Annotated in this window: 20 protein-coding genes and 3 pseudogenes; 9 read left to right on the top strand and 14 right to left on the bottom strand. The window is 61.9% G+C overall.

The features are described 5' to 3' along the window. Positions 1-16 precede the first annotated feature (16 nt). Both BMI01S_RS31545 and BMI01S_RS31540 read right to left on the bottom strand, forming a co-directional pair. Entirely contained in the window at positions 17-382 is a 366-nt protein-coding gene (locus BMI01S_RS31545) for a DUF4118 domain-containing protein (RefSeq protein WP_028232460.1), read from the bottom strand. 555 nt (positions 383-937) lie between these two features. After that, the gene (locus tag BMI01S_RS31540; RefSeq protein WP_028232459.1) at positions 938-2446 is read right to left on the bottom strand and encodes an acetyl-CoA hydrolase/transferase family protein; all 1509 of its coding nucleotides are present in this window, start codon (positions 2444-2446) and stop codon (positions 938-940) included. A gap of 984 nt (positions 2447-3430) precedes the next feature. Here BMI01S_RS31540 and BMI01S_RS31535 point away from each other — a divergent pair. Both BMI01S_RS31535 and BMI01S_RS31530 read left to right on the top strand, forming a co-directional pair. Further along, positions 3431-3946, top strand: a pseudogene (locus BMI01S_RS31535) (type 1 glutamine amidotransferase domain-containing protein); the annotation flags it as partial. Between the two features lie 218 nt (positions 3947-4164). Beyond that, positions 4165-5191, top strand: a pseudogene (locus BMI01S_RS31530) (IS110 family RNA-guided transposase). A 384-nt stretch (positions 5192-5575) separates the two neighbouring features. Here the strand turns inward: BMI01S_RS31530 and BMI01S_RS31525 are convergent. Both BMI01S_RS31525 and BMI01S_RS31520 read right to left on the bottom strand, forming a co-directional pair. Next, entirely contained in the window at positions 5576-5875 is a 300-nt protein-coding gene (locus tag BMI01S_RS31525; protein WP_028215611.1) for a hypothetical protein, read from the bottom strand. A 799-nt stretch (positions 5876-6674) separates the two neighbouring features. Then, on the bottom strand, positions 6675-7589 hold the full coding sequence (locus tag BMI01S_RS31520) for a LysR substrate-binding domain-containing protein (RefSeq protein ID WP_036046595.1): 915 nt from the start codon (positions 7587-7589) through the stop codon (positions 6675-6677). A gap of 288 nt (positions 7590-7877) precedes the next feature. Here BMI01S_RS31520 and BMI01S_RS31515 point away from each other — a divergent pair, with 288 nt between their 5' ends. From BMI01S_RS31515 to BMI01S_RS31495, 5 genes are all read left to right on the top strand, one after another. Beyond that, the gene (locus tag BMI01S_RS31515; protein ID WP_028232457.1) at positions 7878-8576 is read left to right on the top strand and encodes a fumarylacetoacetate hydrolase family protein; all 699 of its coding nucleotides are present in this window, start codon (positions 7878-7880) and stop codon (positions 8574-8576) included. A gap of 40 nt (positions 8577-8616) precedes the next feature. Then, a complete protein-coding gene (gene maiA / locus BMI01S_RS31510) occupies positions 8617-9267 on the top strand; it encodes a maleylacetoacetate isomerase (protein ID WP_028232456.1) in 651 nt (216 codons plus the stop codon). 52 nt (positions 9268-9319) lie between these two features. Beyond that, positions 9320-10528 carry a 3-hydroxybenzoate 6-monooxygenase gene (locus tag BMI01S_RS31505; RefSeq protein ID WP_028232455.1) on the top strand — a complete coding sequence of 403 codons (1209 nt, stop codon included), beginning with the start codon at positions 9320-9322 and terminating at the stop codon, positions 10526-10528. A gap of 127 nt (positions 10529-10655) precedes the next feature. After that, the gene (locus tag BMI01S_RS31500) at positions 10656-12023 is read left to right on the top strand and encodes an MFS transporter (RefSeq protein ID WP_028232454.1); all 1368 of its coding nucleotides are present in this window, start codon (positions 10656-10658) and stop codon (positions 12021-12023) included. A 48-nt stretch (positions 12024-12071) separates the two neighbouring features. After that, positions 12072-13160, top strand: a complete 1089-nt coding sequence (locus BMI01S_RS31495; RefSeq protein WP_028232453.1) for a cupin domain-containing protein — start codon at positions 12072-12074, stop codon at positions 13158-13160. Positions 13161-13323: 163 nt separating this feature from the next. Here BMI01S_RS31495 and BMI01S_RS31490 read toward each other — a convergent pair whose 3' ends face one another. Then, positions 13324-13620 carry a hypothetical protein gene (locus BMI01S_RS31490; RefSeq protein ID WP_244145456.1) on the bottom strand — a complete coding sequence of 99 codons (297 nt, stop codon included), beginning with the start codon at positions 13618-13620 and terminating at the stop codon, positions 13324-13326. A gap of 227 nt (positions 13621-13847) precedes the next feature. On the opposite strand from BMI01S_RS31490, the gene BMI01S_RS39620 reads away from it, so the two are divergent. Continuing rightward, positions 13848-14282 (top strand): hypothetical protein, encoded by a 435-nt coding sequence (locus tag BMI01S_RS39620; protein WP_028232451.1) that lies wholly within the window; start codon positions 13848-13850, stop codon positions 14280-14282. Between the two features lie 6 nt (positions 14283-14288). Here BMI01S_RS39620 and BMI01S_RS43890 read toward each other — a convergent pair. The 3 genes and pseudogenes from BMI01S_RS43890 to BMI01S_RS31475 all read right to left on the bottom strand — a co-directional run. Beyond that, positions 14289-14467 (bottom strand): annotated as a pseudogene (locus BMI01S_RS43890) (porin); the annotation flags it as partial. Positions 14468-14553: 86 nt separating this feature from the next. Next, the gene (locus tag BMI01S_RS31480) at positions 14554-16029 is read right to left on the bottom strand and encodes a purine-cytosine permease family protein (protein ID WP_028232450.1); all 1476 of its coding nucleotides are present in this window, start codon (positions 16027-16029) and stop codon (positions 14554-14556) included. 24 nt (positions 16030-16053) lie between these two features. Further along, entirely contained in the window at positions 16054-16848 is a 795-nt protein-coding gene (locus BMI01S_RS31475; RefSeq protein WP_028232449.1) for a creatininase, read from the bottom strand. A gap of 188 nt (positions 16849-17036) precedes the next feature. Between BMI01S_RS31475 and BMI01S_RS41275 the strand changes: the two genes are divergently transcribed. Further along, the gene (locus BMI01S_RS41275; RefSeq protein WP_154671410.1) at positions 17037-17552 is read left to right on the top strand and encodes a hypothetical protein; all 516 of its coding nucleotides are present in this window, start codon (positions 17037-17039) and stop codon (positions 17550-17552) included. 367 nt (positions 17553-17919) lie between these two features. Here the strand turns inward: BMI01S_RS41275 and BMI01S_RS31470 are convergent, their stop codons facing one another. The 6 genes from BMI01S_RS31470 to BMI01S_RS31445 form a co-directional block, all read right to left on the bottom strand. Then, positions 17920-19230, bottom strand: a complete 1311-nt coding sequence (locus BMI01S_RS31470) for an MFS transporter (protein ID WP_042291838.1) — start codon at positions 19228-19230, stop codon at positions 17920-17922. 772 nt (positions 19231-20002) lie between these two features. Beyond that, a complete protein-coding gene (locus tag BMI01S_RS31465) occupies positions 20003-21262 on the bottom strand; it encodes a YbfB/YjiJ family MFS transporter (RefSeq protein WP_042291828.1) in 1260 nt (419 codons plus the stop codon). 109 nt (positions 21263-21371) lie between these two features. Continuing rightward, complete coding sequence (gene purU, locus BMI01S_RS31460; protein ID WP_042291825.1) at positions 21372-22259, bottom strand: formyltetrahydrofolate deformylase; 888 nt, start codon at positions 22257-22259, stop codon at positions 21372-21374. Further along, on the bottom strand, positions 22256-22771 hold the full coding sequence (locus BMI01S_RS31455; protein ID WP_081901418.1) for a dihydroneopterin aldolase: 516 nt from the start codon (positions 22769-22771) through the stop codon (positions 22256-22258). The genes purU and BMI01S_RS31455 overlap by 4 nt, the downstream gene beginning before the upstream one ends. Beyond that, positions 22768-23403 carry a sarcosine oxidase subunit gamma gene (locus tag BMI01S_RS31450; RefSeq protein ID WP_028212540.1) on the bottom strand — a complete coding sequence of 212 codons (636 nt, stop codon included), beginning with the start codon at positions 23401-23403 and terminating at the stop codon, positions 22768-22770. Before BMI01S_RS31450 ends, BMI01S_RS31455 begins: the two co-directional genes overlap by 4 nt. Further along, on the bottom strand, positions 23393-23870 hold a 478-nt coding region (locus BMI01S_RS31445; protein ID WP_042291822.1), incomplete at its 5' end, for a glycine cleavage T C-terminal barrel domain-containing protein. The genes BMI01S_RS31450 and BMI01S_RS31445, both read right to left, overlap by 11 nt.

The following is a 23870-nucleotide window of genomic DNA, read 5'->3' as shown; positions in this document are numbered from 1 at the left end:
GAGAGTCCTCGTGTCCTCAGATACGTGGGGCCGCTCCAGTCACAAAAAAGGCAGTCAACGCTACGATGTCCTGCTGGGCATCTATCCGGAAGGTAAACAGTGGCTGTGTGAAGAAAAAGTTGAGGCAACCAGCAGCGATCACCGAGATAGCTACCGATGAAACGAGGCTGCCCATCAGTGACACCAGCAAGACCTCGATCAGGTAGACGAACCCAACTACCGCGACGCCGGCCCCCAAGCGAAAGCATAACCAGGTCGCGACCGCTATGCTGATAGCGCCGGCGAACAGGATCGCGGCAAGGGAGCGCGATTGAACGATCCCGGTGGTCGTTCTGGTTGCGCGGATCCCCGACCAGCCACCGTTTGCAAAGAGATCCTTCATTCGGTTTTTCACCTTTGAACGGCAAGTCGAAGCGCTGACTCGCCCTCTCGGTCAAGGGAGACCGTAAACCATGTGCTCGTGGTACTCACGCAAAGTCTGGGCGTGCTGCGCCTGGCAACACCTCTGCGTTCACCCAGCCCTACTTTCATTGGGGAGGACTGTCCTGTCAATCCTGATCTATCATCAGGGCTGTCCGCAGGCGAGCGGACCGCTCCCCTGACTTCGCTCGAACATCATGCGTGTCTGCTGCACATCGCGGGGCCAGGAACCTTGTTCATGCGCGAACTTGCGATGCGAGCGAAAGGCCGGGTCAACTTTCATGACAGTCTCGCAGCACGGCGAGCGCTGTCGTCGCGTTTGAATCGGCCTCGTCGACACACAACGCGACGTACACCAGGAACATCTACGCACTTTCGAGGCCGCCATGCAGCGCGCCGATGCGCGCGCTGCCCTCACGCTGGAGGAACACATCAGCACGACGCTGATGATCGTGCGCCGTGCTCCGGCGGGTGCGCTGCCTTTTGCGTGAGCGCGCGCACGAGTGGTGGCCTGGCTTCACCGCATGCGTCCGTTCTCCACCAGGCGCTTGTGCCACGACAACGCTTCATCGAGTAGATGCGGCGTGTGCTTGCCCACGCTCTCGCGGCAGGCGCGCTCGAAGTAGTCTTCGAGCAGCGGACGATAATCGGGATGCGCGCATTGCGCGATGATGGCCCGGGCGCGCTGCTTGGGCGAAAGCCCGCGCAGATCGGCAAGCCCCTGCTCGGTCACGATCACGGTCACGTCGTGCTCGGTATGGTCAACGTGGCTTGCCATGGGCACGATGCATGAAATAGCGCCGTTCTTCGCAATGCTCGGCGTCACGAAGCACGACAAGAAGCCATTGCGCGCAAAATCGCCTGAGCCGCCAATTCCGTTGATGATTGAGGTGCCCGCGACGTGAGTGGAATTGACGTTGCCATAGATGTCCGCCTCCACCATACCGTTGATGGCAATGCAGCCCAGACGCCTCACCAGTTCGGCGTGGTTCGAGATTTCCTGGGGACGCAGCACGATGCGGCTGCGGTAGTGGCCGATGTTTCGCTGGAATTCATCGACGCCCTCTGGGCTCAGCGAGAGCGCCGTGGCCGAAGCTACGCGCAGCGTGTCGGTGCGGATCAGGTCCAGCATGCCGTCCTGGATCACCTCGGTGAACGCGCTGAGGCCTTCGAAGCCTCCCTCGCGCAAGCCACTGAGCACGGCGTTGGCGATGTTGCCCACGCCCGACTGCAGCGGCAGCAATTCCGGGCGCAGCCGGCCGTGCGTGATTTCGTGCCGGAAGAACTCGACGAGATGTCCGGCGATGCGCGCGCTGATTTCGTCGGGCGCCGCGAAGCGTCCCAGGCGGTCCGGCGCGTTGGTTTCGACGACCGCCACCACCTTCGCGGGATCGACGTACAGATATGGCTCGCCGATGCGGTCGCCGGGCGCGACTAGCGGTATCGGCTTGCGCTCAGGCGGAAGCGCCGTGCCGTAGTAGATGTCGTGCATGCCATCGAGTCCGGCGGGCTGATTCGAGTTCACCTCGAGGATTACATGAGTCGCGAGATCGAGCCACGTCTTGTTGTTGCCCACCGAAGTCGAAGGAATCAGGCGGCCGTCGGGCAGGATGCCGACGACCTCGATCACAGCGATGTCGATATGGCCGAGAAAACCGAACCAGGCGTACTGCGCCACCTGACCGAGGTGAATGTCCATGTACTCGATCTCGCCCCGATTGATGCGCGCGCGTAGTTCTGGATCGCTCTGGTAGGGAAGACGAAAATCGATTCCACCCACTTTCGCGAGCGCCCCGTCGAGTTCCGGCGCCGTGGAAGCACCCGTCAGTACGCGAATGGCGAACCGTTCGCCACGTGCGTGCGCCCCCTCGATCAGCCGCGCGAGCTCGAGCGGCACGGCCTTCGGATACCCTGAGCCGGTGAACCCGCTCATACCAACCGTCATGCCCGGCTGAATCCGCGCCGCAGCTGCGCCGGCCGGCATCAACTTCGACTTGAACGTTGCATTTCGAATGCGTGAGTTCATACCCGCTCCTTGCCGTTCCATTTCTACGGACACGTTTGAATCGCTTGCGGGCCGGGCTATGCACCACGCCCAGCGCACCCGTCAATGCACTCTACGCGCATCCCGCCCGGATGCCGCCGTGGGCTTGTGCACACAGCGCCCGGTATCCGTTCTTTGCCCGACAAGCTCCTCGGCTGCGCACGCCTCGCGCATCCCGGATGGCGCCGCGGTTGACCGCGGTCCGCCGATTGGCCACAGCCAGCACGGCGCGCCTCCGGCACACCACCTGCCTGATGGGCGAATGTCGCGCCCGTCAGGAGCCAACCGCGGCGGCTACCTTTCTGACCGACCCACGCGCCATTTCCATCATGGCATCCAGGCGCATCCGTGTGATCCATCTTGCCGGACACTAAACGCGATGGCCTGGGCAGCGCCTTACTCGCGCGACGGCACTGGTCCGCTTGCAATCTCGGCCATGCTGAGCGTACTTCTCGCGCAGCAATGACTGGCTTGCACGCTCCGCATAGCGCCCCTTGCGCAAAGCGAAACTCTGCGCCCTCGCCGCGCAGAAGGTCATACGACTGCCCCACGAGGTCGACGGCTCCGAATGGACTTTCCGCGCACCGGCTGCCACCTGCACGCTCGACGCGTTCCATTCTGGATGCTGCCACTCTTCGGTGCACGCAAAGGGGAATGAAGGCGCCCGGCAGATGCGATCTTGATCCCGCAGGAAGCTGACAAGGATTCGGCTACAAAGCCTTTTCCGGAGCGCTGGGATGCATCTCTCCTCACGTGGCCTTGTTTCCAAACTGATATGCATATTCACGGTTGAGCAAGCGGTGTGCCGGTGTTCGATAAGACTGGAGCCGTGTTCGGTGTGAACAAAGTCAAGCACGGAACCGTACACTGACACGTCGTTCGTGCCAAAGTCCGGGATGCTATCGATTTGGGCATCTCGGGCTGCAAACTGGGCTTAGATGGATCGGAACGAACCGCGCGGTCCACGAGCCCGCTGGTTTTCAGACTGACCTGACACGTCGCTTCGAAGCCGACCCGGCCGCGTTGGCGGATCTGGGCAACACGGCGAAGCTCAAGGATGTCGCCCATGACGAATTCGACGCCGTCTTCTATCCGGGCGGCCACGGTCCGATGTGGGATCTCGCTGAAGACCCTGACTCCATTGGCCTGATCGAGCGCACGATCGCAGCCGGCAAGCCCGTCGATCTTGTCTGCCACGCGCCCGGGGTGCTGCGGCACGTGAAGGGTCCCGATGGCAAGCCGCTAGTCAACGGCAAGTCGGTCACGGGCTTTACCAATAGCGAAGAGGAAGCGGTTGGCCTGACCAAGGTGGCGCCGTTCCTCATTGAAGACGAGATCAAAGCGAAGGGCGGCAACTATTCGAAGGGCCCGGACTGGTAGCCGTATGTGCTCGAAGACGGCCTGCTGTTCACCGGGCAGAATCTCGCATCGTCGGGGCAGGCCGCAAAGGCATTGCTGGAAAACTTGGGCACGCGTCACTGAGTTCTGCTGTCGCGCCGGAAAGTGGCGACTGTCCGGCGCGGGCGCCGCCCGAACTCATCATGGCAATTCGTCATCGCCGGAGCGTTGCAATACCGGATCGGGGAAATCGAATGAAAGGACTTCCCCGTCCTGAGGTTGCGGCGAAGCCGCGAATGTCGGCACCAAAGTGCCATGATGGAGTGTCGTGCCTTCATCAACGCCAGTAAGAGGGGAAGTCCATGTCCATTGTCACCGTCGGAATCGATCTTGCCAAGAATGTGTTTGCAATCCATGGAGTGAATGAAACCGGCAAGGCGATATTGGCCAAGCCGAAGGTCACGCGTGATCAACTCGTGGCGTTGATTGCGCAATTGCCGCCGTGACTGATCGGTATGGAAGCCTGCTCGGGCGCGCATCACTGGGCCCGCGTGTTCCAGCGATATGGGCCATGTGGTGAAGCTGATGGCTGCCCGGCTGGTGGCACCGTACCGGATGTCCGGCAAGCACGGCAAGAACGACGCGGCAGATGCCGCGGCCATCTGCGAGGCAGTGACGCGCCCCAGCATGCGTTTCGTGCCGGTCAAGGACGAACACCAGCAGGCGACGCTTTGCCTCCATCGAACGCGGCAAGGCTTTGTTGAAGAGCGTACTGCAACATATAACCGTCTCCGTGGACTGCTCGCCGAATTCGGCGTGGTCTTGCCGCAGAAACCGGAGCGTTTGCGCAAGGAGATCACAGCGCACCTGGATTCTTTGCCGGGTTGGGCTAGCAGAAGCATCCGAGACCTGCTCGAACACGTCGACAACATCGAAGACCGGCTGGCCGAATATGATCGCGCGATCCGCGAGGTAGCGCGCGAGGACGAGCGTAGCCGGCGACTGATGCAATTGCGTGGCATCGGCCCGACTACAGCCAGTGCGTTGCTTGCAAGCATCGGCGCCGGGCACGACTTCAGGAACGGCCGTCAGGTAGCCGCCCGGCTCGGCTTGACGCCTGGGCAATATAGCAGCGGAGGTAAAGCGCGACTTGGCAGTATCACCAAGGCTGGCGACGCCTATATACGCTGTCTGCTCGTGAACGGTGCTCGCGCAGTCATGGCGAACCTGGGTGACAAACAGGACCGCTTCAGCCGTTGGGTCAGGGCCTTAACCGAGCGTCGCGGCTATTGGCGCACTGCTGTGGCTATTTCTGCCAAAAATGTGAGGATGGCATGGGCTCTGCTGAGATACGGCGATGACTTCAAACATGAACTATCTGCGGGTTAAAACACCGGCATCCACACCGTACCGCCATCTGACCATGACCAGATAGAAGATCACTTTGCACTGCCAGCGGTGATGTGAAGTGGGTTTGACCCGCGCGGGGCCTACCTGCGAAAAGTACTGGGACTTCAATCCCGATAATCGAGCGAGGTCCTCGCGCACGTCTTTCCATCAGGGTCCGGGCCACTGGACCACAATGACCGTTTGTAGTTCTGCAGTCCTTCACCTTCTCACGCAACACAGGCAACGGCAAAGCACCAAGATAAATCCGCGATTGAGCTTGCGCTCAACGGGGAAGCCCTTGTAGTACTTCTCGTGCTGAAAATGGCGCTAAGCCGCGGCCCACTCGCTCCCCTCTGGCGAACGGATCAAGTGGGCCAGCAATGTTCAATGCAGAGTGTGGATGCAGTTGATGGCCTCATCATCAGCGTCATCGGACGAGGCTTGATCAAGGATTGCGCACCGGAAGTCGAACTTGACGCGAAGGATCGCTGATTCAATCCGTACATCGCCCCGATGGCCCATCAGGCGGGTATTGATCGCCTCCTCGACGGCTAGAATCGCCTGCTCGATGCTCTCCGGATCATCGTTGTCGAATCCGACCTCGACCTCAACGCTCTCGAGCAGGTCTAGCGCTGTTTCAATGTCCTCTGAAGCGACATACAGCGTCGTGGCGTCTTCTCTCATGTACCCTCCCCGTTGGGTTGTCTAAAGTCTTCAGACAGGTGCGAATAGCACGGCTATCGTTGCACAACCAGAACAAACCTGCCGAGCGACGAAGGCAGGTGTTGGGTTTGAAACAACGGAGGGGTTGCTGTACGTAGTTAAGCGAATAGAATTGAAGGTTCCCACTGTTCCGTGGTCGTTGAGTTCGCCCCGAAGCCGTCGTTCAAGTTGACACGATTACAACGACTTCTTTCACATTGCCTCCGCGCCTTTTCGAGCCAGCTGCTGAAACCGTTGGCAGTGTCGGCTCTCCTGCAGTTGCCAGCCTGACGTTTAGCTTGATTGCAATCGGCTCGACGCCGGCGTTGGTTTGACCATCGGCAGCCGCAAGTTAGGCCTATCTGGCGAGTCTCGCTTCGAGATAGCGCACCAGCAATGCATCTGCATAAGGTCTGTCGCCAACCGGACCGGATTTGCCATGATCAATCCGGCCCGCCAAATTGCATCCTGGGCTTGACCGTACCACGCACTTCAATGCCCGAGTTAATTGCCCGATGCGCTCGAGTTTTCCCGAGACTTCGACATGCAACGATATCGTTATGATACGTTTTCTTACCGAAACAGAAAGCTGCCCAATTAAACATTTGGAGTACTTATGTAAGATGGAGTGTGTGCCTCTCACCAGGTCTGTCCTGTCCCACTATCGATGAACCTCGCCTATCCGATGGACGCGTGCACTTGCGAGGGAAATTGTGCCTGTCGCTTACCGTGACGGCTTTCTCATCGACGGTATGGTCGCCAAACACGGCGCTGCCCTAGCTCACGGTTGCGCGCTCGCGCGCAGACAGTCGAGCGCGAGCGCGACGGCATGGCGGCCTTCCGCGTCCGCGCGCCAGTACATCGAGACAGCGCCCGCCCCGCCAAACGGCATCGGCAACACGTGCAGCAAGCCCGATCGCTCAAAGCGCTGGGCTGCGCGCTGCGACGCGACGCCGAGCAACTCCGAATGCTTGAGCAGCGTGATGTTGAGCAGCGACGAGTTCGATTCGATGCAGTTTCGCGGCATGCTCCTCCCGGCCGAGATAAGCGCCGATTCAAGCGCGTTGCCGATCGGCGTACCTTCAGGCCAGACGATCCACCGATAGTTGAACAGATCGTCCCAGCCGATGACATCACGCGACGCGAGCGGATGTTCCAGCCCGGCAACAAAGTTGACCGGATCGTGGTAGAGCGTCTCCGACTTCAGTTGTGAGGTCAGTTGCGGGTTCGCGGCGCGGCCGACCACGACGTCGACCTCGCCTTGCAGCAGTTGCGGGACCAGGCGATCCATCGTGCCCTCGGCAAGCCGCACCTGGGCGCGCGGCATCTGCCGGATCAAACGCGCGACCGCAAGCGGCACCGTATCGGCGGCCGATACGCCCGATGCGCCGATCGTGATGAGCCCGCTGCCGCCGTCGCGCAGCGCATCCATATCGTCACGCGCGCTGTCGAGGTGGCCAATGATGCTCCGCGCGTGCTGAACCATCGCTTCGCCATACGGTGTTGGCCGCAGGCCGCGCGCATGACGCTCGAACAGCGGCAGGCCGACATCGGCCTCCAGTTCCTTCAGCCACTTCGACAGTGCCGGCTGCGTCGTGTGCAACGCTTCGGCCGACTGGCTCAAATTGCCGGTCTGCGCGATCGACAGCAGCATCTGCAGATGCCGCAGGCGCAACCGGTAGGTCCAGTCGAGCATTGCCTCTCCCTCCGAGGTATATCTGTTTTCGTATAGATAATGACAATTTGCCATTATACAAATATACCCCGCCCGAATATAAATACACGCAAACAGCAAGTACCGTGGCGCTCCTCTCCTCTGGAACGCCCGATCGCGCAGGAGACACGCGTGTCCACATCCCTGTCAGCAAACCGCCGCGCCGGGCATCGCATTCCGCGGCCGCGGGTGTCTGCGCCCCTCGAAGTTTCCGATCTGGGCTACGCCTGAGCGGCCCGGTGCCCATCCATTCCGCAGAGAGATACATCCATGCCATTCATCTTCCCGCCTGAAACGCCGATCGCCGTGCCCGTCGTCGGCGCGAGCGACTCGATCGCCGTGCGTCGCGTCTATTGCGTGGGCCGCAACTACGCCGCGCACGCACGCGAAATGGGTTTCGATCCGGATCGCGAACCGCCGTTCTTCTTCTGCAAGCCCGACAACGCGGTCGTGCCGGTCGCGTATGACGAAATGCTCGAACTGGCCTACCCGGCCGAGACCAAGAACTATCACTACGAAGCCGAACTCGTCGCGGTGATCGGCAAAACCGGCTCGAACGTCCCGCTCGAACAGGCGCTCGACCATGTATGGGGCTATGCGGTCGGCCTCGACATGACCCGCCGCGACCTGCAGATGAAGATGCGCGAAATGGGCCGTCCGTGGGAAATCGGCAAGGCGTTCGACGAATCGGCGCCGATCGGCCCGATCCATCCGGCTTCCCAGGTGGGCGACTTCGAACAGGCCGGCATCTGGCTGACCGTGAACGGCGAAACAAAGCAGAAGAGCGACGTCACGCACCTGATCTGGTCGGTCGCGGAAACCGTGTCGTACCTTTCGCGCTTCTTCAAGCTCGAACCGGGCGACCTGATCTACACCGGCACGCCCGAAGGCGTCGGCGCGGTGAAGCGCGGCGACACGATCAAGGTCGGCGTCGAGCGCCTCGGCGAACTCACGGTCAAGATCGTCTGACGCACACCCCGATATCAAACAGGAAAACAGGACCACCGACGTGGATCTCTATAGCTTCTTCAACAGCTCGACCTCTTACCGCGTGCGCATCGCGCTCGCGCTCAAGGGCGTCGAGACGACTTTTCACGGCGTGAATATCCGCGTCGGCGAGCATCACGACGCGCAGTACGTGGCGAAGGTCAACCCGTCGGCCGTCGTGCCCGCGATCGTTGATGGCGACTTTCATCTGGGTCAGTCGCTCGCGATCATCGACTGGCTCGACGCCAGGCATCCCGAGCCGCGTCTGATTCCGGCCGAGCCGGTACGGCGCGCTCATGTGCTCGAATTTTCGAACCTGATCGCATGTGACATTCACCCGGTCAACAACCTGCGCATCCTCAAGTATCTGACCGACGTGCTCAAGGTCACGCCCGAGCAGAAGGACGCCTGGTATAGGCACTGGATTGCAGAGGGTTTCGGCGCTGCCGAGCGCCTGCTCGATCAGGCCGCGTCGCGCGAAGGCGGCCCGTGGTGCTTCGGCGCGGAGCCCACGCTCGCCGACGTGTGCCTCGTGCCGCAGGTCGCGAACGCTCAGCGTATGGGGTGCGAGCTGTCCGCGTATCCGCGGGTAATGGCCGCATACCGCCGTGCAGCCGAGCATCCCGCCTTCGTCAAGGCCGAACCAAAAAACCAGCCCGACTACACCGCATAACGCACCGGGCTCTTGACCGCATTTTGGTTTTCGAATCATCCAGGAGACAGACATGCCCCAAACATACAAGGCCCATCGCCGCGTGATCGTGGTCGGCGGCGGCATTGGCGGCCTCGCCGCGGCGCTCGCCATCGCGAGACAGAACATCGAGGTGCTGCTGCTCGAACAGGCGCCACAGATCGGCGAAATCGGCGCGGGCATCCAGCTCGGCGCGAACGCATTCACGGCGCTCGACGCGCTCGGCGCGGGCGAGGCTGCACGCAATCGCACCGTCTACACCGATTCGTTGACGCTGATGGACGCGGTCGATGCGAAGGAGATCGTGCGCATTGAAACGGGCGACGCCTACCGCAAGCGCTTCGGTAATCCGTACGGCGTCATCCATCGTGCCGACATCCACCTGTCGATCTTCGAAGCGGTGCAGGGCAACCCGCTGATCCAGTTCCGCACCAATACGCAGATCAGGCAGCTCGAACAGAGCGAGCGCGGCGTCACGGTGATCGACCAGCACGGCGAACGTTATACGGCCGATGCCGTGATCGGTGCTGATGGCGTGAAGTCCGCGGTGCGTGCGGCGCTCCATGGCGACGAGCCGACCCCGACCGGCCACGTGGTGTACCGCGCGGTGGTCAACGTCGAGAACATGCCGAAGGATCTGCAGATCAATTCGCCCGTGGTCTGGGCCGGCCCGCGTTGCCACCTCGTGCACTATCCGCTGCGCGGCGGCCGCGAATACAACCTCGTCGTCACTTTCCACAGCCGCCAGAAGGAAGTCTGGGGCGTGACCGATGGTAGCAAGGAAGAAGTGCTGTCGTACTTCGAGGGCATCCACCCGTTGCCGCACCAGATGCTCGACCGGCCGAGCTCGTGGCGCCGCTGGGCTACCGCCGACCGGGATCCGGTCGATCAGTGGAGCTTCGGCCGCGTGACGATCCTCGGCGACGCCGCGCATCCGATGACGCAATACCTTGCCCAGGGTGCCTGTCAGGCGCTCGAGGATGCAGTCACGCTCGGCGAGGCGATCAAGGCCACCGATGGCGATTTCGCCGCGGCTTTCAAGCTCTACGAACAGGTCCGGATTCCGCGCACTGCGCGCGTGCTCTGGAGTGCGCGCGAGATGGGCCGCATCTATCACGCGAAGGGTGTCGAGCGTCTCGTGCGCAACCAGTTGTGGGTCGGCCGCACCCGGGATCAGTTCTATGACGCGCTCGACTGGCTGTATGGCTGGCGCGTGGAAGACTGCCTGAAGGGCGTGGCCTGAGCCGCCGGCGGAGCCTGGGCACGCCACGAAACCCGGCTGGGCGCGACGCGCCCGGCCTCTCTCACGGGAGCTACCACGGCAGCGCATCGTGCGGCCCCGCAACCCGTCCATACCGAAGGAGACACGGATGGTCACCCCTGCGTCGACGCTCGACGTCACCTCATTCATCGATCGCAACCGCATCACGCCGTTCCAGCTGCTGATCGCGGTGCAGTGTTTTCTGATCGTCGCGATCGACGGTTTCGACACCGCCGCAATCGGCTTCATCGCCCCGCCGATCCGCGCGCTCTGGCATCTTTCCCCGCAAGACCTCGGCCCGGTGTTCGGCGCGGGACTCGCTGGTCTGATGGCCGGCGCGCTGCTGTTCGGCCCGATCGGTGACCGCATCGGGCGCAAGCGTCTGTTGCTCGGCTGCCTGCTCGTGTTCGGCATGTCGAGTGTCGCCGCCGCCGCGTCGCCGTCGTTCGGCTGGCTCATCGCGCTACGCTTCGTGACCGGCCTCGGCCTGGGCGGCGCGATGCCAAACGCGGTTACGCTGACTTCCGAATATTGCCCGGCACGTCTGCGCTCGTTCCTCGTCACCACGATGTTCTGCGGCTTCACATGTGGCTCGGCGCTGGGTGGATTCGCGGCTGCCGCGCTGATCGTGAATTTTGGCTGGCGCTCGGTGCTGCTCGTCGGCGGCGTCGTGCCGCTCGTGATGGCTCTCGTCTATGTGCGAGCGCTGCCAGAATCGGTGCGCTACATGGTGAATGCGCAATGGCCGGCGGCAAGGATCGCCGCAACGCTGCGGCGCATCGATCCGAACGCGAACCTCGACGGGGTCACGTTCAGGGCCGCCGACGTGAGCCACGGCTCTGGGGGCTCGCATATCGGCCGGCTGTTCGCGCCGGAACTGCGAAGCGGCACGCTGTTGCTGTGGCTCACGTTCTTCATGAGCCTGCTCGTGATCTATCTGCTGCAAAGCTGGCTGCCGACGCTGCTGCACACGAGCGGCGCCTCGCTGCGCACGGCGGCGCTCGTGACGGCGATGTTCCAGGTTGGCGGCACGCTCGGTGCGATCGCGCTCGGCTGGCTCATGGACCGTCTCAACCCCTGCTTCGTGCTGGCCGTCGCCTACGTGCTGGCGGGCGTGTTCATAGCCACCATCGGTCACGTGACCGGCAACCCGTGGCTCGCCACGATTTCGGTGTTCTGGGCGGGTGTGTGCGTATCGGGCACGCAGTGCGGTGCGAACGCGTTGTCCGCCGCGTTCTACCCGACCGACTGCCGCGTAACGGGTGTGAGCTATGCGAACGGCGTCGGCCGCTTTGGCTCCGTGCTCGGCTCGCTCGCGGGCGGCTCGATGCTGGCGGCCGGGTTCGACATGCCGACGCTGTTCGCGGTCGTCGGCGTTCCAGCGGTCGTGGCCGGCTTCGCAATGGCCGTATTCGGTTTTCGCATGCGGCGGGCGCAGGTCGCACCCGCGCCGGTGGCCGTTGGCCAATGGGAATAAGCAGAGGCTTTTTTGTTGCGAACTTCATCCGTAAGGGAAAGCAAGATTATGAGCAATCAAACACCCCACGGTGGGCAGCCGGAAGATACCCCCGCGCTTCGTCAGCTCTACGCCGACTTCAAGAGCAACCACCTAAATCCACTGTGGACGCAGATCGGCGGGCTGATGCCGAAGCATCCGAAGCCGCGCGCGGTGCCGCACGTGTGGAAATGGTCGACGCTGTACCCGCTCGCGCAGCAGTCGGGCGACCTGGTGCCCGTCGGCCGCGGTGGGGAGCGCCGGGCCATCGGACTCGCGAACCCCGGCCTCGGCGGCGAAGCCTATGTCTCACCGACCTTGTGGTGCGCGATCCAGTATCTCGGTCCGCGCGAAACGGCACCCGAGCATCGTCACTCGCAGAACGCGTTCCGCTTCGTCGTCGAAGGCGAAGGCGTCTGGACGGTCGTCAACGGCGACCCGGTGCGCATGAGCCGCGGGGACTTCCTGATCACACCGGGCTGGTGCTTCCACGGCCACCAGAACGTGCGCAACGCGCCGATGGCCTGGATCGACGGGCTCGACATACCGTTCAGCTACATGAACGACGTGGGCTTCTTCGAAATCGGCCCGGATGAACTGAGCGACAGGACGACGCCGGACTTCTCGCGCGGCGAACGCCTGTGGTGCCACCCTGGGCTGCGGCCGCTGTCGGGGCTGAAAAACACGATCTCGTCGCCGATCGGTGCTTATCGCTGGGAATACACCGATCGTGCGCTGAGCGAGCAGCTGCGTCTCGAAGACGAGGGCTATCCCGCTACGGTCGAGCCAGGCCACGCGGCCGTCCGCTACGTCAATCCGACGACAGGCGGCGACGTCATGCCGACGATTCGCGCCGAGTTCCATCGGTTGCGCGCAGGTGTGAGCACCGCCTCCCGTCGTGACGTCGGTTCACTGGTGTTCCAGGTGTTCGAGGGACGTGGCGCAGTCGTTCTCGATGGTGCGAGGCGCGAACTGGAAAAGGGCGACATCTTCGTCGTGCCGAGCTGGGTACCCTGGTCGCTTCAGGCGGAAAGCCAGTTCGACCTGTTCCATTTCTCGGATGCGCCGATCATGGAACGCCTGCACTTCGATCGCACGCTGATCGAAGAGCGCAAATAACGAGAATCAAAGGCCCCGGCCATTGAATGGCTGGGGCCCGCAGCGAACGGAGCAAGTCTGGCGACTGGCGCCCTGCGCAGCACGAAAGTCTTTAAACGATCATTCCGGGGACCGCCATTGGCGCCACGCCCCCTGTTCCCCGACGCGTGCAACGCAAGCCCGTTCAGTCCGCGGAAAATGTCTCGCCGAATAGGTCTGGACCGGTGTGAGCCACGGTCGGCTCCGGCACCGTGCCCGCGCGGACCAGCGCCAATTGAGAGGAAGGCAACCATACCTCCTCCAGTGCGCTGATACCGCCTTCGATCAACTGCTGCAGGAAGAAAGACGGCTTGCGGCCGGTCGTTTCGCCCAGGAACCGGATCCTGCGCTCGATGACCGGATCGATACGGACCGCGACAACCTTCAACTTTTCTGCGCTCTTCTTCCTGCCCAACATGTGCTCCCTGACAATCCACTTCATCGCATTTTAATCGACGCCCTCGGCACACGCCCCCCGTCGCTCAACATTGCCGTTCCTGACCGGGCATCGGACGTTCATTCGCCAAAGCCTGGTGCTGCTGCCGCTTGTGTTCGTCACTTCCCTGACTAGACTGAAATGTGCCGGATAAGGCTCGTTGAGCGGCAGTCGGCCGTCGCGGGTCAACAGGCGGCCACCAGGCGCGCAGATCACGCCGGCCAGGAGACAAAGTGAAACGCTTCATTGCAACGCTTGGAAAGAGCATGACATCGAGGCTGACGCAGTGCACCGTGGCAGGTGCGGTTCTGCTCGCGTGCCTCGTTTCCTTCGCGTCGGCGTATGCCCAGCCCGTGGTCACGGGGCCACTGAGCATCAACGGGTCGCTAGTTGTCCTTGGGCCGGTGACAGTCGATGGCTCCCTGACGGTGGCCGGTGACATTTACGCCCGCGGCCCGATCACGGCGGCCTGGATTGAACACATTCCTCCCGACGAACCGGGCGTAAGCATGCGCTGGGGAGAAAACACATTTCATGGCCCGCTTACTGTGCACGGCTCCCTGATTGTCCACGGCGATCTGGAAGCGCATGGCCCGATCACCGTGGGCGGTCCTGCTGGTGCCGTCGGGCGAGTAAACGCCGAAGGCCCGATTACCGAGCGCCGTTGAAATGCGTGGAGAGAGTGTATTGAGCATCGCATGCGAAAGCACCGATTTCGCCGGCGCACCGTGAACGTTCTGGTACAAATCCTCGAGGTAGAAATCGGTACGCTTGCTCACAGCGTAATCGCACTGCACATGCCCGTGTTCCATCCCGGCGAGAAGCCGTTATAGGCACCATGCGTGTAGGCGAACGGCTTCGTGAAAATTCGAACGTGAGAGCGACCCGCTGAATACGCGGGTCGCCGGATCATGCAGGCGTTCGAGCGCTGGATTGAATTCAGCTCGGATGAGAAGGCACTTCGCCGCCGAGCGGAACGTGCAAGCTGGATTTATGAAACAGCGGGTGACGGCGCGCAAGGATGAAGTAAATCAATCCGGCCAGGAGCAATCCGGCTTCAAAACTCAGGTCCCCCCATCCCAGGACGTTGTGCATCAGCGGACTGACGTAGGTGGGAGAATTGGAAAACGCGACGCATGCCACGGTGCCCGCAATCAATGCGATGACTCCGGGCCAGAAGATCCCACCGTTATACCAGTAGGCGCCACTTCCCCATTTCATCCAGTCTTCCCTGCTGTACCGCCCATCGCGCATGAAGTAGTCGACGATGACAATGGCGGCCCATGGCGCGGTCCAGAACACCATGTAGTTCAGAAACACCTGGTACATGTCGAAGAACTGTCCGAAAAACACGGTGACGATCCGGAAGCACAGCGTGAAAAGCGCAATGATGGTTAGCGATGTCACACGGTTGATCGGAATACGCAGGGCCAGCAGGCCAAGACCAGCGGTGTAGCCGTTGGGGACGTTTGCTGCAATCCCCCCGAGGATGATCGCGAACAGGAGCGGAACGGTGAACCACGTCGGCAGGAACCGGCCCAACTGGCTTACCGGGTCGTCACCGAGCGAGCCCCCCAGCGCGGTTGCAAACAGCACGCCGATGACTTCGCAGAACACGAGCGCAACGAACTGGCCACCACCCGCCGCGAGCGCGATTTTCTTCCAGCTCGTTTCAGCCGGAAAATAACGGCTATAGTCCGAAGCGAAATTGGCCCAGCCAATCGGATAGGAAAAGACGATCCCCATCGCGATCAACCACGTGTGGAATGAGCCGCCGCCGTGATTGATGGCGGACGCTGCGGCAAAGCTCGTATGGGGCAGCACAAAGGCTGCCAGGCCGCCAAACAGAATCGCAAGTGCCACGGCGATCCACTTCTCCGCTGCGATGATGGTCGCGTGACCGAAGATCGCTAACAGGATTTCCGCAGCGAGGATGATGGCAAGCGACACCCATACGACTGCGTGGCTCTGAAAACCGCCCATCTTTAGCAGTGTCTCTAGCGCCTGTGTTGCGACCACGGAGTTGATCGAGAACCAGCTCAGTGCCGAAACAAGGCTCACAGCCTTCGGCAGGAACGAGCCAAGCTGGCCGAACGAACTGCGTGAGGTCATGATGCCCGATGTTCCGGTGCGCGGCCCCATGATGGTCGTAAGTCCGAGCACGAAACACCCAAGCAGATTTCCGACCAGAATTGCACCGAGCGCCTGCCATAGTGAAAGACCTTGCGAAAGGGCCAGGGCACCCGTGACGACCACGACATAGTTCGTGTTTGCGCCGATCCACATTTTGAACAGTTCGGCCGGCGTGCCGTGGCGATCTTTCAAGGGGATCGGGTCTATGCCGTGCTGCTCCACGCTCCAGGCCTTGTCCGCGTCGACTCCGCTGTACGGTTCATTCTTTACGTGATTCACCATATTCTTCTCCGGTTGCCGATCTGATCATTGACCTGAATTTCTGCGTTGAATGAAAGCATCGCGCAATGCCGCTGCGATCCCCGCCACGCAAACTTCGTACAGCAGCGATCCCTTGTCCGCCGAGGCCGTGGCAGCGGACGAAAGGCAACCCGACGCGGGCGTCCACTCGGGAATCGGAGGGTAGACGTCATAGGGGGGAAACGTAGCGGCGGCGTGCCTGGGCACGCAGGTCATGTCGACCAGGTGAGGATGCAGATGCAGCATCAAGGACGTCTCCAGTACGCCCCCGTGCTCGACCGCCCAACCTGGGAAGCCCTCGGGGTAAATACGTGTGATGGTCTCCTCAGTCACGAAATCCCAGTAGGACAGCATGACCACCTGAAAGTCATGAATGCCCTCCCACCTCAATTCTCGAATGGCGAGATCCACCCCTTCGACAGCGAACATCGAGTTTTCGAAATGTCCGTTGACCAGACAGATCTTGCGCGCGCCGTGGCGTGCGAACTCTTTCAGGACGTCCTTGACGGTCAAGGAAAGCGTATGTCCGTCCAGGCTCGTGGTGCCGCAAAGATGGTTGCCACCCCCGCTTTTTTGCTGCGACTTGTAGCCGTATGCAATTGCGGGCGCGACCATTGCACCGATCCGCCGCGCCACCTCCTCCGAAATCGCTGTGGGCAGCAGCACGTCGGGATTCATCGACATGTGAGGGCCGTGTTGCTCCAGTGCTCCTATCGGAATAAGAATGGTCTGCGCATCGTCCTTGACGCGGCGCGCATATTCAGGCCATGCAAGATCTCCGATTCTCACTTTTGCGTTCATCGACTCTTCTCCTTGTCTTTGGGAAATCGTGCATCTGCGAATGGTTGCAGACGCAAAGAATAGCAACCAGAGTTACGACTGCGATAGGGCAACCGCGTGTCATGGCCACCAATCGTCGGCCAGCCGGAGGGGCACCGCCAACACTACGGGCATCGCCGCATGCCGCCATGTGCAGTGGGCTCAAGGCTATGGTAGAAGTTGCAGTGCGTGAAAAATATCTCTTCCAGACATTTGACTTTCTCCATTCGACATTGAGGGTTAACACCCCTGGTGACTATGCGACTGCATCAGGAGCGGGCATCGCGCACGTAACGTGCAATGCACCTGATCGCGCCATTCGTGTGCATGCGCTCTATGCCATGAAGGGCGTGAAGCGGCGAAGCCCGCGCTCACCGCTCGCGCGAGCGCTGGGTCCGTGTCACTGTCGAGCGGACGCGGGACGGCTGGCAGCAGCGCGCCGGCAAGAAGAACAGCGGAGGAAGAGACGAGCCCGCGCATCAGGGTTGTTTATTGCGCACCCAACCGGGCAAGCGGCCGCCAATCTGGTCAAACGCGAACACGCATCGCAAATGCGCGAATGCCGCGACTACATTCAGCAGCAGATGTGCCGCAAGGACGGCGGTCGATGCGACAGCAGACAGAGATGTCCCGCCGAAAATCACACCGGAAATGTCGGCCGTAGCTGGGTGGAAAAATACGGCTGACGTAGGCGTCGCAACTGCCAGCAACCATTTGAACGTCACTTGCGCCGCACCGCTGCGCGCGGTCGAGAAAGCGCGACGAGATTGGTGCCGATACGATCGTCGCAACGCCCAATTCGACGTAGAACGAACGATCCACAGGCCCCATGCCCTCACTGCGCAACGGCGCAACGATCAAATTCGTGTACCCAATGTACCGCCAGGCCAAAGAGGCCGTAGTCGCCAGGCGCAGGCGCCATCAACACCGCGTTCCTGGTTCCATTGCTACCTTGCTTATCCTGCCTGGACAAGGGCTCATGCAACGGTGGCTCTCGCCCTGTACGACCATTGAGCACGCAACCGATTATGTGAACCCGTATCCAGGCCCCAGTCAGTCGTCCGCCAGTGGCCGACGTGATGTCTCGTGGCTTGCCAGCATGGCGACCAGCGCAACGCCGGCAGCGCCGACGAGGTACCAGGCCGGTGCCAGCTTGCTGCCTGTCGCACTGATTAGCCAGGTGGCGACGAGCGGTGCGGTGCCACCAAATAGAGCGTTCGCGGCATTAAAACAGAAGGCAAAGCCGCTGTAGCGAACCCGTGTCGGGAATATCTCGGACAGGAAACATGGCAAAGTGCCGTCGTTCAGGGTGAGCAAAGCGCCGAACGCAATCTGTATGAGCACGATCGTCGCAAAGCTCGCCCCGACCAGACCCTTGAACAGCGGCACAGTTAGTATGGCGAACATAACCGATGCAGCAATCAGCATGGTCTTGCGCCCAACCCGGTCGGACAGTGCGCCCATCAGGAAAATCAATCCGATATATGAGGCGAGCGAGATGGTCGCCGCAACGAACGAAGCGGTTTCACCCATACCCATTTCTGTCGACAGATAGGTCGGCATGTAGCTCAGTATCAGATAGAACGCCACGGCGTTCAGGCAAGTGACCCCGAACGCGATGAGCATCCTGCCTCGATGGCGGGTGAGCAACTCCTTCACGGGTGCCTTTGCCACGGCGTGCGCCCCTTCGAGCGCCTTGAACTTCGGCGTGTCTTCAAGCCTGATACGGATGTAGCGCCCGACCAGCCCGAAGGGCGCCGCGAGCAGGAACGGCAAACGCCAGCCGAAGGTGTGCAGTTGCTCGGTGGTGAGGACGGCGTGCATCACGGCGACGAATACTGAACCAAATAGCAGACCAGCCGCCGTGCTGGCAGGAACGATGCTCGTGTACAGACCGCGCTTGCCCGGTGGCGCGTATTCCGCGAGAAACGCGGACGCGCCCGCGTATTCGCCAGATGCCGAAAAACCCTGTACGACGCGCACGAGCAGCAATAACGCCGGCGCCAGCATGCCGACCTGCGCATAGGTCGGCAGGAACGCGATCAGAAACGTCGAACACGACATGATCAGAATCGACAGCGACAACGCGGCGCGGCGTCCACGCCTGTCACCGAAGTGTCCCCAGACCACGCCACCCAGTGGCCGCACGACAAACGAAATCGCAAATACGCCGTACGCTGCGAGCAGACCGGTCACTGCATCGCTCTTCGGGAAGAACATGACGGCAATGATGGTCGCGAGATAGCCATACGAGGCATAGTCGAACCACTCGACAAAGTTGCCGATGAAGCTCGCCAGTGCGGCCCGCTTGAGCAGGCCTGCCTGGTCCGCCTCAACTCCCGGCGCGTCGCTGCCCTGGCGCATCGCGCCATCCCGATCGTGCTCCCATACGGCCGCCGTGGCCGGCCCCGCGGGCATTGCCTTTCTGGTACCCATACACCGTCTCCAAAAGTGATCATAGTTCCCACCGACGTCGTCGCAAGGCCCGATATGGTCCACCTCGCCTCGAACACCGCGATGTACAGTGGTTCAGGCAATGGTAGGACTCGCAGCGCGCGGAGAATTTCTCTTTTCGACAAAAGACTCTCTGTATTCGCCATCGAGGGTAAACATCGATGCTGTCGCGCAACAGCGATCGCGCAGGGCCTGCGCTCCGATCCTGGATGGGGGTGCCCCCGTCATAGGGCAGCGTAACGTGCCGTTGAACTCGATGAGACGGTCATCGCGCGGTTGCGGAATCGCAAACGATCCACTGTGGTCGGGCCAGACCTGCGACGGTCGTCCACGTGCTAGCTGTCGTGTCTGCCTATCGATCCAATCGATCCAGTGTGCTGGCCGAGTCTGCGCCGCACTCCACGGGAAAGCACGCCGCGGCATAAGACATGTGCTATGCCGTTCGCTGCGTCCCACATCTCCAACAGATGTTCCAGCGCGGAACATGGCCTGTCCGTCGCCGCTGCACCCGCGCCGCAGGCCAATGTAAGTATGCGAGATCGGAATACGCCAGTGCGAACGAACTTTGCAATGTGATCTCGCCATCGGACCTGCTAACGATAATCACTTTTATGGCGGTTAAACGCCATATGCACGCTCGCCCATGAGTGTGTGGCCAAACTTTTAGCGGGCGCAGGCACGGTTATCCGGAGCGTGTGAGGCGCCGCTGTAGCGCCGCAAGGAAGGCTCCCGCGAGCAGGGCAGCGCAAGAATAGCCAAGTCCGCGCTCGAGGCCCTTATTGTCGGCCGCCCAGCCGATTGCGACCGGCCCTGCGATCTGGCCGAGTGCGAAGACGATCGTAAACGCGCTGATACCACGGCTCCATTCATTGGACGGAAGGTTGTGCCAGACGAACGCGGTGGTGGAAGCGACCGCGGAAAGGAAGGTCGAACCAAAAATTGCGGCGGAAACGACGACGGCAACCGGGTGAACAATGAACGCCGGCACGATCGTGGCCAAGGCAAGCAGCGCATTGAAAGTCGCCAGTGCCGCTCCTCCCCGCACTCGGTCGAGAAAACCTGACCAGAGACTTGCCGATACGATCGTTGCGACACCCAGCGTGAAATAGAAGGTGAAAACGACGCTCTGGCTCATGCCCTCGCTGCGCAACAGCGCGACGACGAACGTCATGTAGCCGATATACCCGACGCCAAAGAGACAGTAACCGAAAAGCGCAGGACTGAAGCTCGACCACGCGGTCGGATGCCCGATTGCGCGCCCGGGGCCACTTGCGCTGCTTGCTGCCACTGCGTCGTCGATGCTGCGAGCGGCGCCTCGCGCGATCAGCGTACAAACCGCACAGGCCGCACCCAGCGCGAACCATGCGGGCTGCCAGCCATGGGGTACGGGACGCACCGTGGCCGGCACGATAATCGACGACAGCACAATGCCGTAACCGGTCCCGCCGTAGTAAAGCCCAAGGATCAGCCCGGCACGCCGCCGTGCGGCCGTTGCAAGCCGGGCGGCCAGGACACCGCCGCTGATGAAGATGAACGCACTGCCGATGCCGGCCACGAGCCGCTGCGCGAGTAGCACGGGCATTTCGGAAACAAGCCCGCATAGCGCCATCAAGATGATTGCCACGTACGCACCGGCAGCAAAGAGTGCAGAATTCCGGCAACGTCGCGCAAGCGCGGGAAACGCGGCAGCACCGATCAGATAGCCGGCGGCGTTGGCCGTATTCATGGCACCGGCCTCGGTGAAAGTCCAGCCAAGGTCGGCCTTCATCGCCGGCAGAAGCAGGGCGTAGGAGAAGCGGACGAAGCCGAGCGCAATTGCGCTACCCAGCGAAAGGCGCACAGCGAGCACGAGCGAGGGCAGCGCGTCTACTTCCTCGCGACAGGCAGGCTGCGTTGCCCATTTTTGCTCACCCGCAAGTTGCCTCCCGGTATTCGGACCCATTCCGCCCCCTCGATGCTCGACGTTGCGTGCGGCGATATACCCACGCCGTGCAGACGCTACCGGTTCTCGTCGCCGGCATTGCTGGCAGAAGATGTACCGTGTCCGCCCGCTAACGCAAGATGACCGTACGCCCTTCATGAATAAAGATGCGCCGCTCGATAAAGCCCTCCACTGCCCGGGCGAGCGCAGCGCGCTCCATGTCGCGCCCTGCCGCAAGCAGTCGCTCCGTCGTGAAGGTGTGATCCACGCGCTCCACCACCTGCTCGATGATCGGCCCTTCATCGAGGTCCCCCGTCACGAAGTGCGCCGTGGCCCCAATCAGCTTGACGCCACGCGTGTACGCCTGATGATACGGCCTCGCTCCCTTGAATCCCGGCAGGAACGAATGGTGGATGTTGATTGCCCGGCCCGCGAGACGCGCACACAGGCTCGAACTCAGCACCTGCATGTAGCGGGCAAGGACGACCAGTTCGGTTTTCGTTCGCTCGATCAGCGAGACAAGCGCCTGTTCCTGGACGGATCTGGTTTCCGGCGTCACGGGAAGATGATGAAAGTCGATCCCATGCGATCGGACGATGGTTTCGAGATCGCGATGATTCGAAATCACACCCGTAATATCGATCGGTAGTTCATTGATGCGCCAGCGATGCAGCAGATCCACAAGGCAGTGATCGAGCCGCGAGACAAGAATCATCACCTTCGGCTTTACGCTCGCATCGAAAATGGCCCACTCGAATGCGAACCGCCGCGCAAGCGGTACAAACGCTTCCTGTAGCGTCTCGCAACCCAGCCGCCTCGGCCCGGGCACATGAAACTCGCATCTCACGAAGAACCGGGCGGTCTGCGGATCGTCGAACACGGAGAATTCGTCGATATAGCAACCAAACCCATCAAGAAATCCGACAACCGCCGCCACCTGTCCCTGCGCGCTGGCACAGGTAACGTTCAGGATGAAACGGCACGTGCTTTCGGTCATGTCGGCAGAAGGCCCGTTCATGGTTGGTCTCCTTCATTGGCATTTCGAACGTGTGTTGCATTTTTACAGTGTGTGCGACGCTCACGAGCCGCCCACTGCCGATAATCGGCACGCGTCCACTCGAGCGCCACGCCCACGCGCCGCGTGCCCGGCCGGATCTTCGGCTTGTGCACCTCGATCCTGAGCGTGTCCAGCGCCGCCCATTCGCGAAACGAGAACGCCGCGATATCCGCCACCAGCGTTTCGAGCAGCCGCGTGTGCGGCTTGCGTCCGAGAAAGTCGGCCATGCGCGTGCAATAGCCGTCGTAATCGATCCAGCCGCTGTCTTCGTCGTTCTCGCGCGGCATGCAGCGATACCCGAGCTGTGCATCGATCATGACCGGCTGCGGCGCGCCATGTTCGTGCGGATAGATACCGATGCACGCGGGCACGCTCAAGCCCTCGACGAACACGCTCCAGCCGCGCCCGCGCGGCTCGCCGAACGCATCGAGCGCCCTCGACGCCGGCTCGAACGCCGCGTCGACGATCTTCATGGCGCGACCGACGCCGCGGCGTCGACCATGATGCGGCAGAAGTAGTCGCCGAAGCTGCGGCGCACGACGATCTCGAAGCGGTCGTCGCCCGTCGGAATCAGCACGATCGATGCCTTGAAATAAACGCTCTGTGCGCACTGGCCGGGCTGGAACATGCGCGGATGCAGATCGAGCGGACAGCCGCGCGAGAGGACGTCACGCGCACGCGTGCCTTCGATCTCGACCACCGTGTAGCCGCTGCCCACATCCACGGCCGCCGCATAAGCCTCGCCCAGCACGGCGACGAGCTTCGCTTCGAGCATGCCGGTCTGTACCGGGGCGAGCGAGCGCACGAGCCACTCGTCCGGGCCGAGCCAGAGCACGTCGTACTGGTCGCTGCGCGCGACGGTGTTCGGCGTGGAAGGCGGCGGGCAGCCCACGACGCTTGCGAACGCCGCGACGAACGCCGGATCGCCCAGTTCGCCACGCACGTTCACGAGGTCGCGAAACGGCAGCTCACGCATGGCGAACGCCTTCGAGGCGCGCCCCTCCTGCGCCTTCAGCAGATTCGCGGCCCCAACGAGCGGCGACTCCAGCCGCACGCCGACGATGCGCTCAGCGACCTGCAAGCGGTCTTTCGTATCATTCAACATGCTGACGCACTCCTTCCGTGTCGTAGAAAATCGGGCTTGCGATCTGCGCACTGACGCGCCGGCCATCGGCCATGGGAATCACCACGCGCTCGCCCATCTTGTTCAGGCCGCCCTTCACGACCGCGAGCGCGATGGAGCGCTGCAGAATCGGGCTGTAATAGCTCGACGTCACGTGGCCGATCATCGCGGTCGTGCCGTCGGACCGCGCTTGCGCATCGGGCGCGACGATCTGTCCGCCTTCGGGAAGCACGTACTGCGCGTCATCGGTCAGCAGTCCGACGAACTGCTTGCGGCCCTCCTTCGCCGTGTCCGAGCGCTTGAGCGAGCGGCGGCCGAGGAAGTCCTTCGTCTGCGAGACGAGGCCGCCCATGCCGAGATCGAATGGCGTGACCGAACCGTCCGTGTCCTGCCCGACGATGATGTAGCCCTTCTCCGCGCGCAGCACGTGCATCGTTTCCGTGCCGTAC

The organism is Paraburkholderia mimosarum LMG 23256 = NBRC 106338 (assembly GCF_000739815.1).
GTDB classification, from domain to species: domain Bacteria; phylum Pseudomonadota; class Gammaproteobacteria; order Burkholderiales; family Burkholderiaceae; genus Paraburkholderia; species Paraburkholderia mimosarum.
This window is presented reverse-complemented; position numbering and strand designations above follow the sequence as displayed.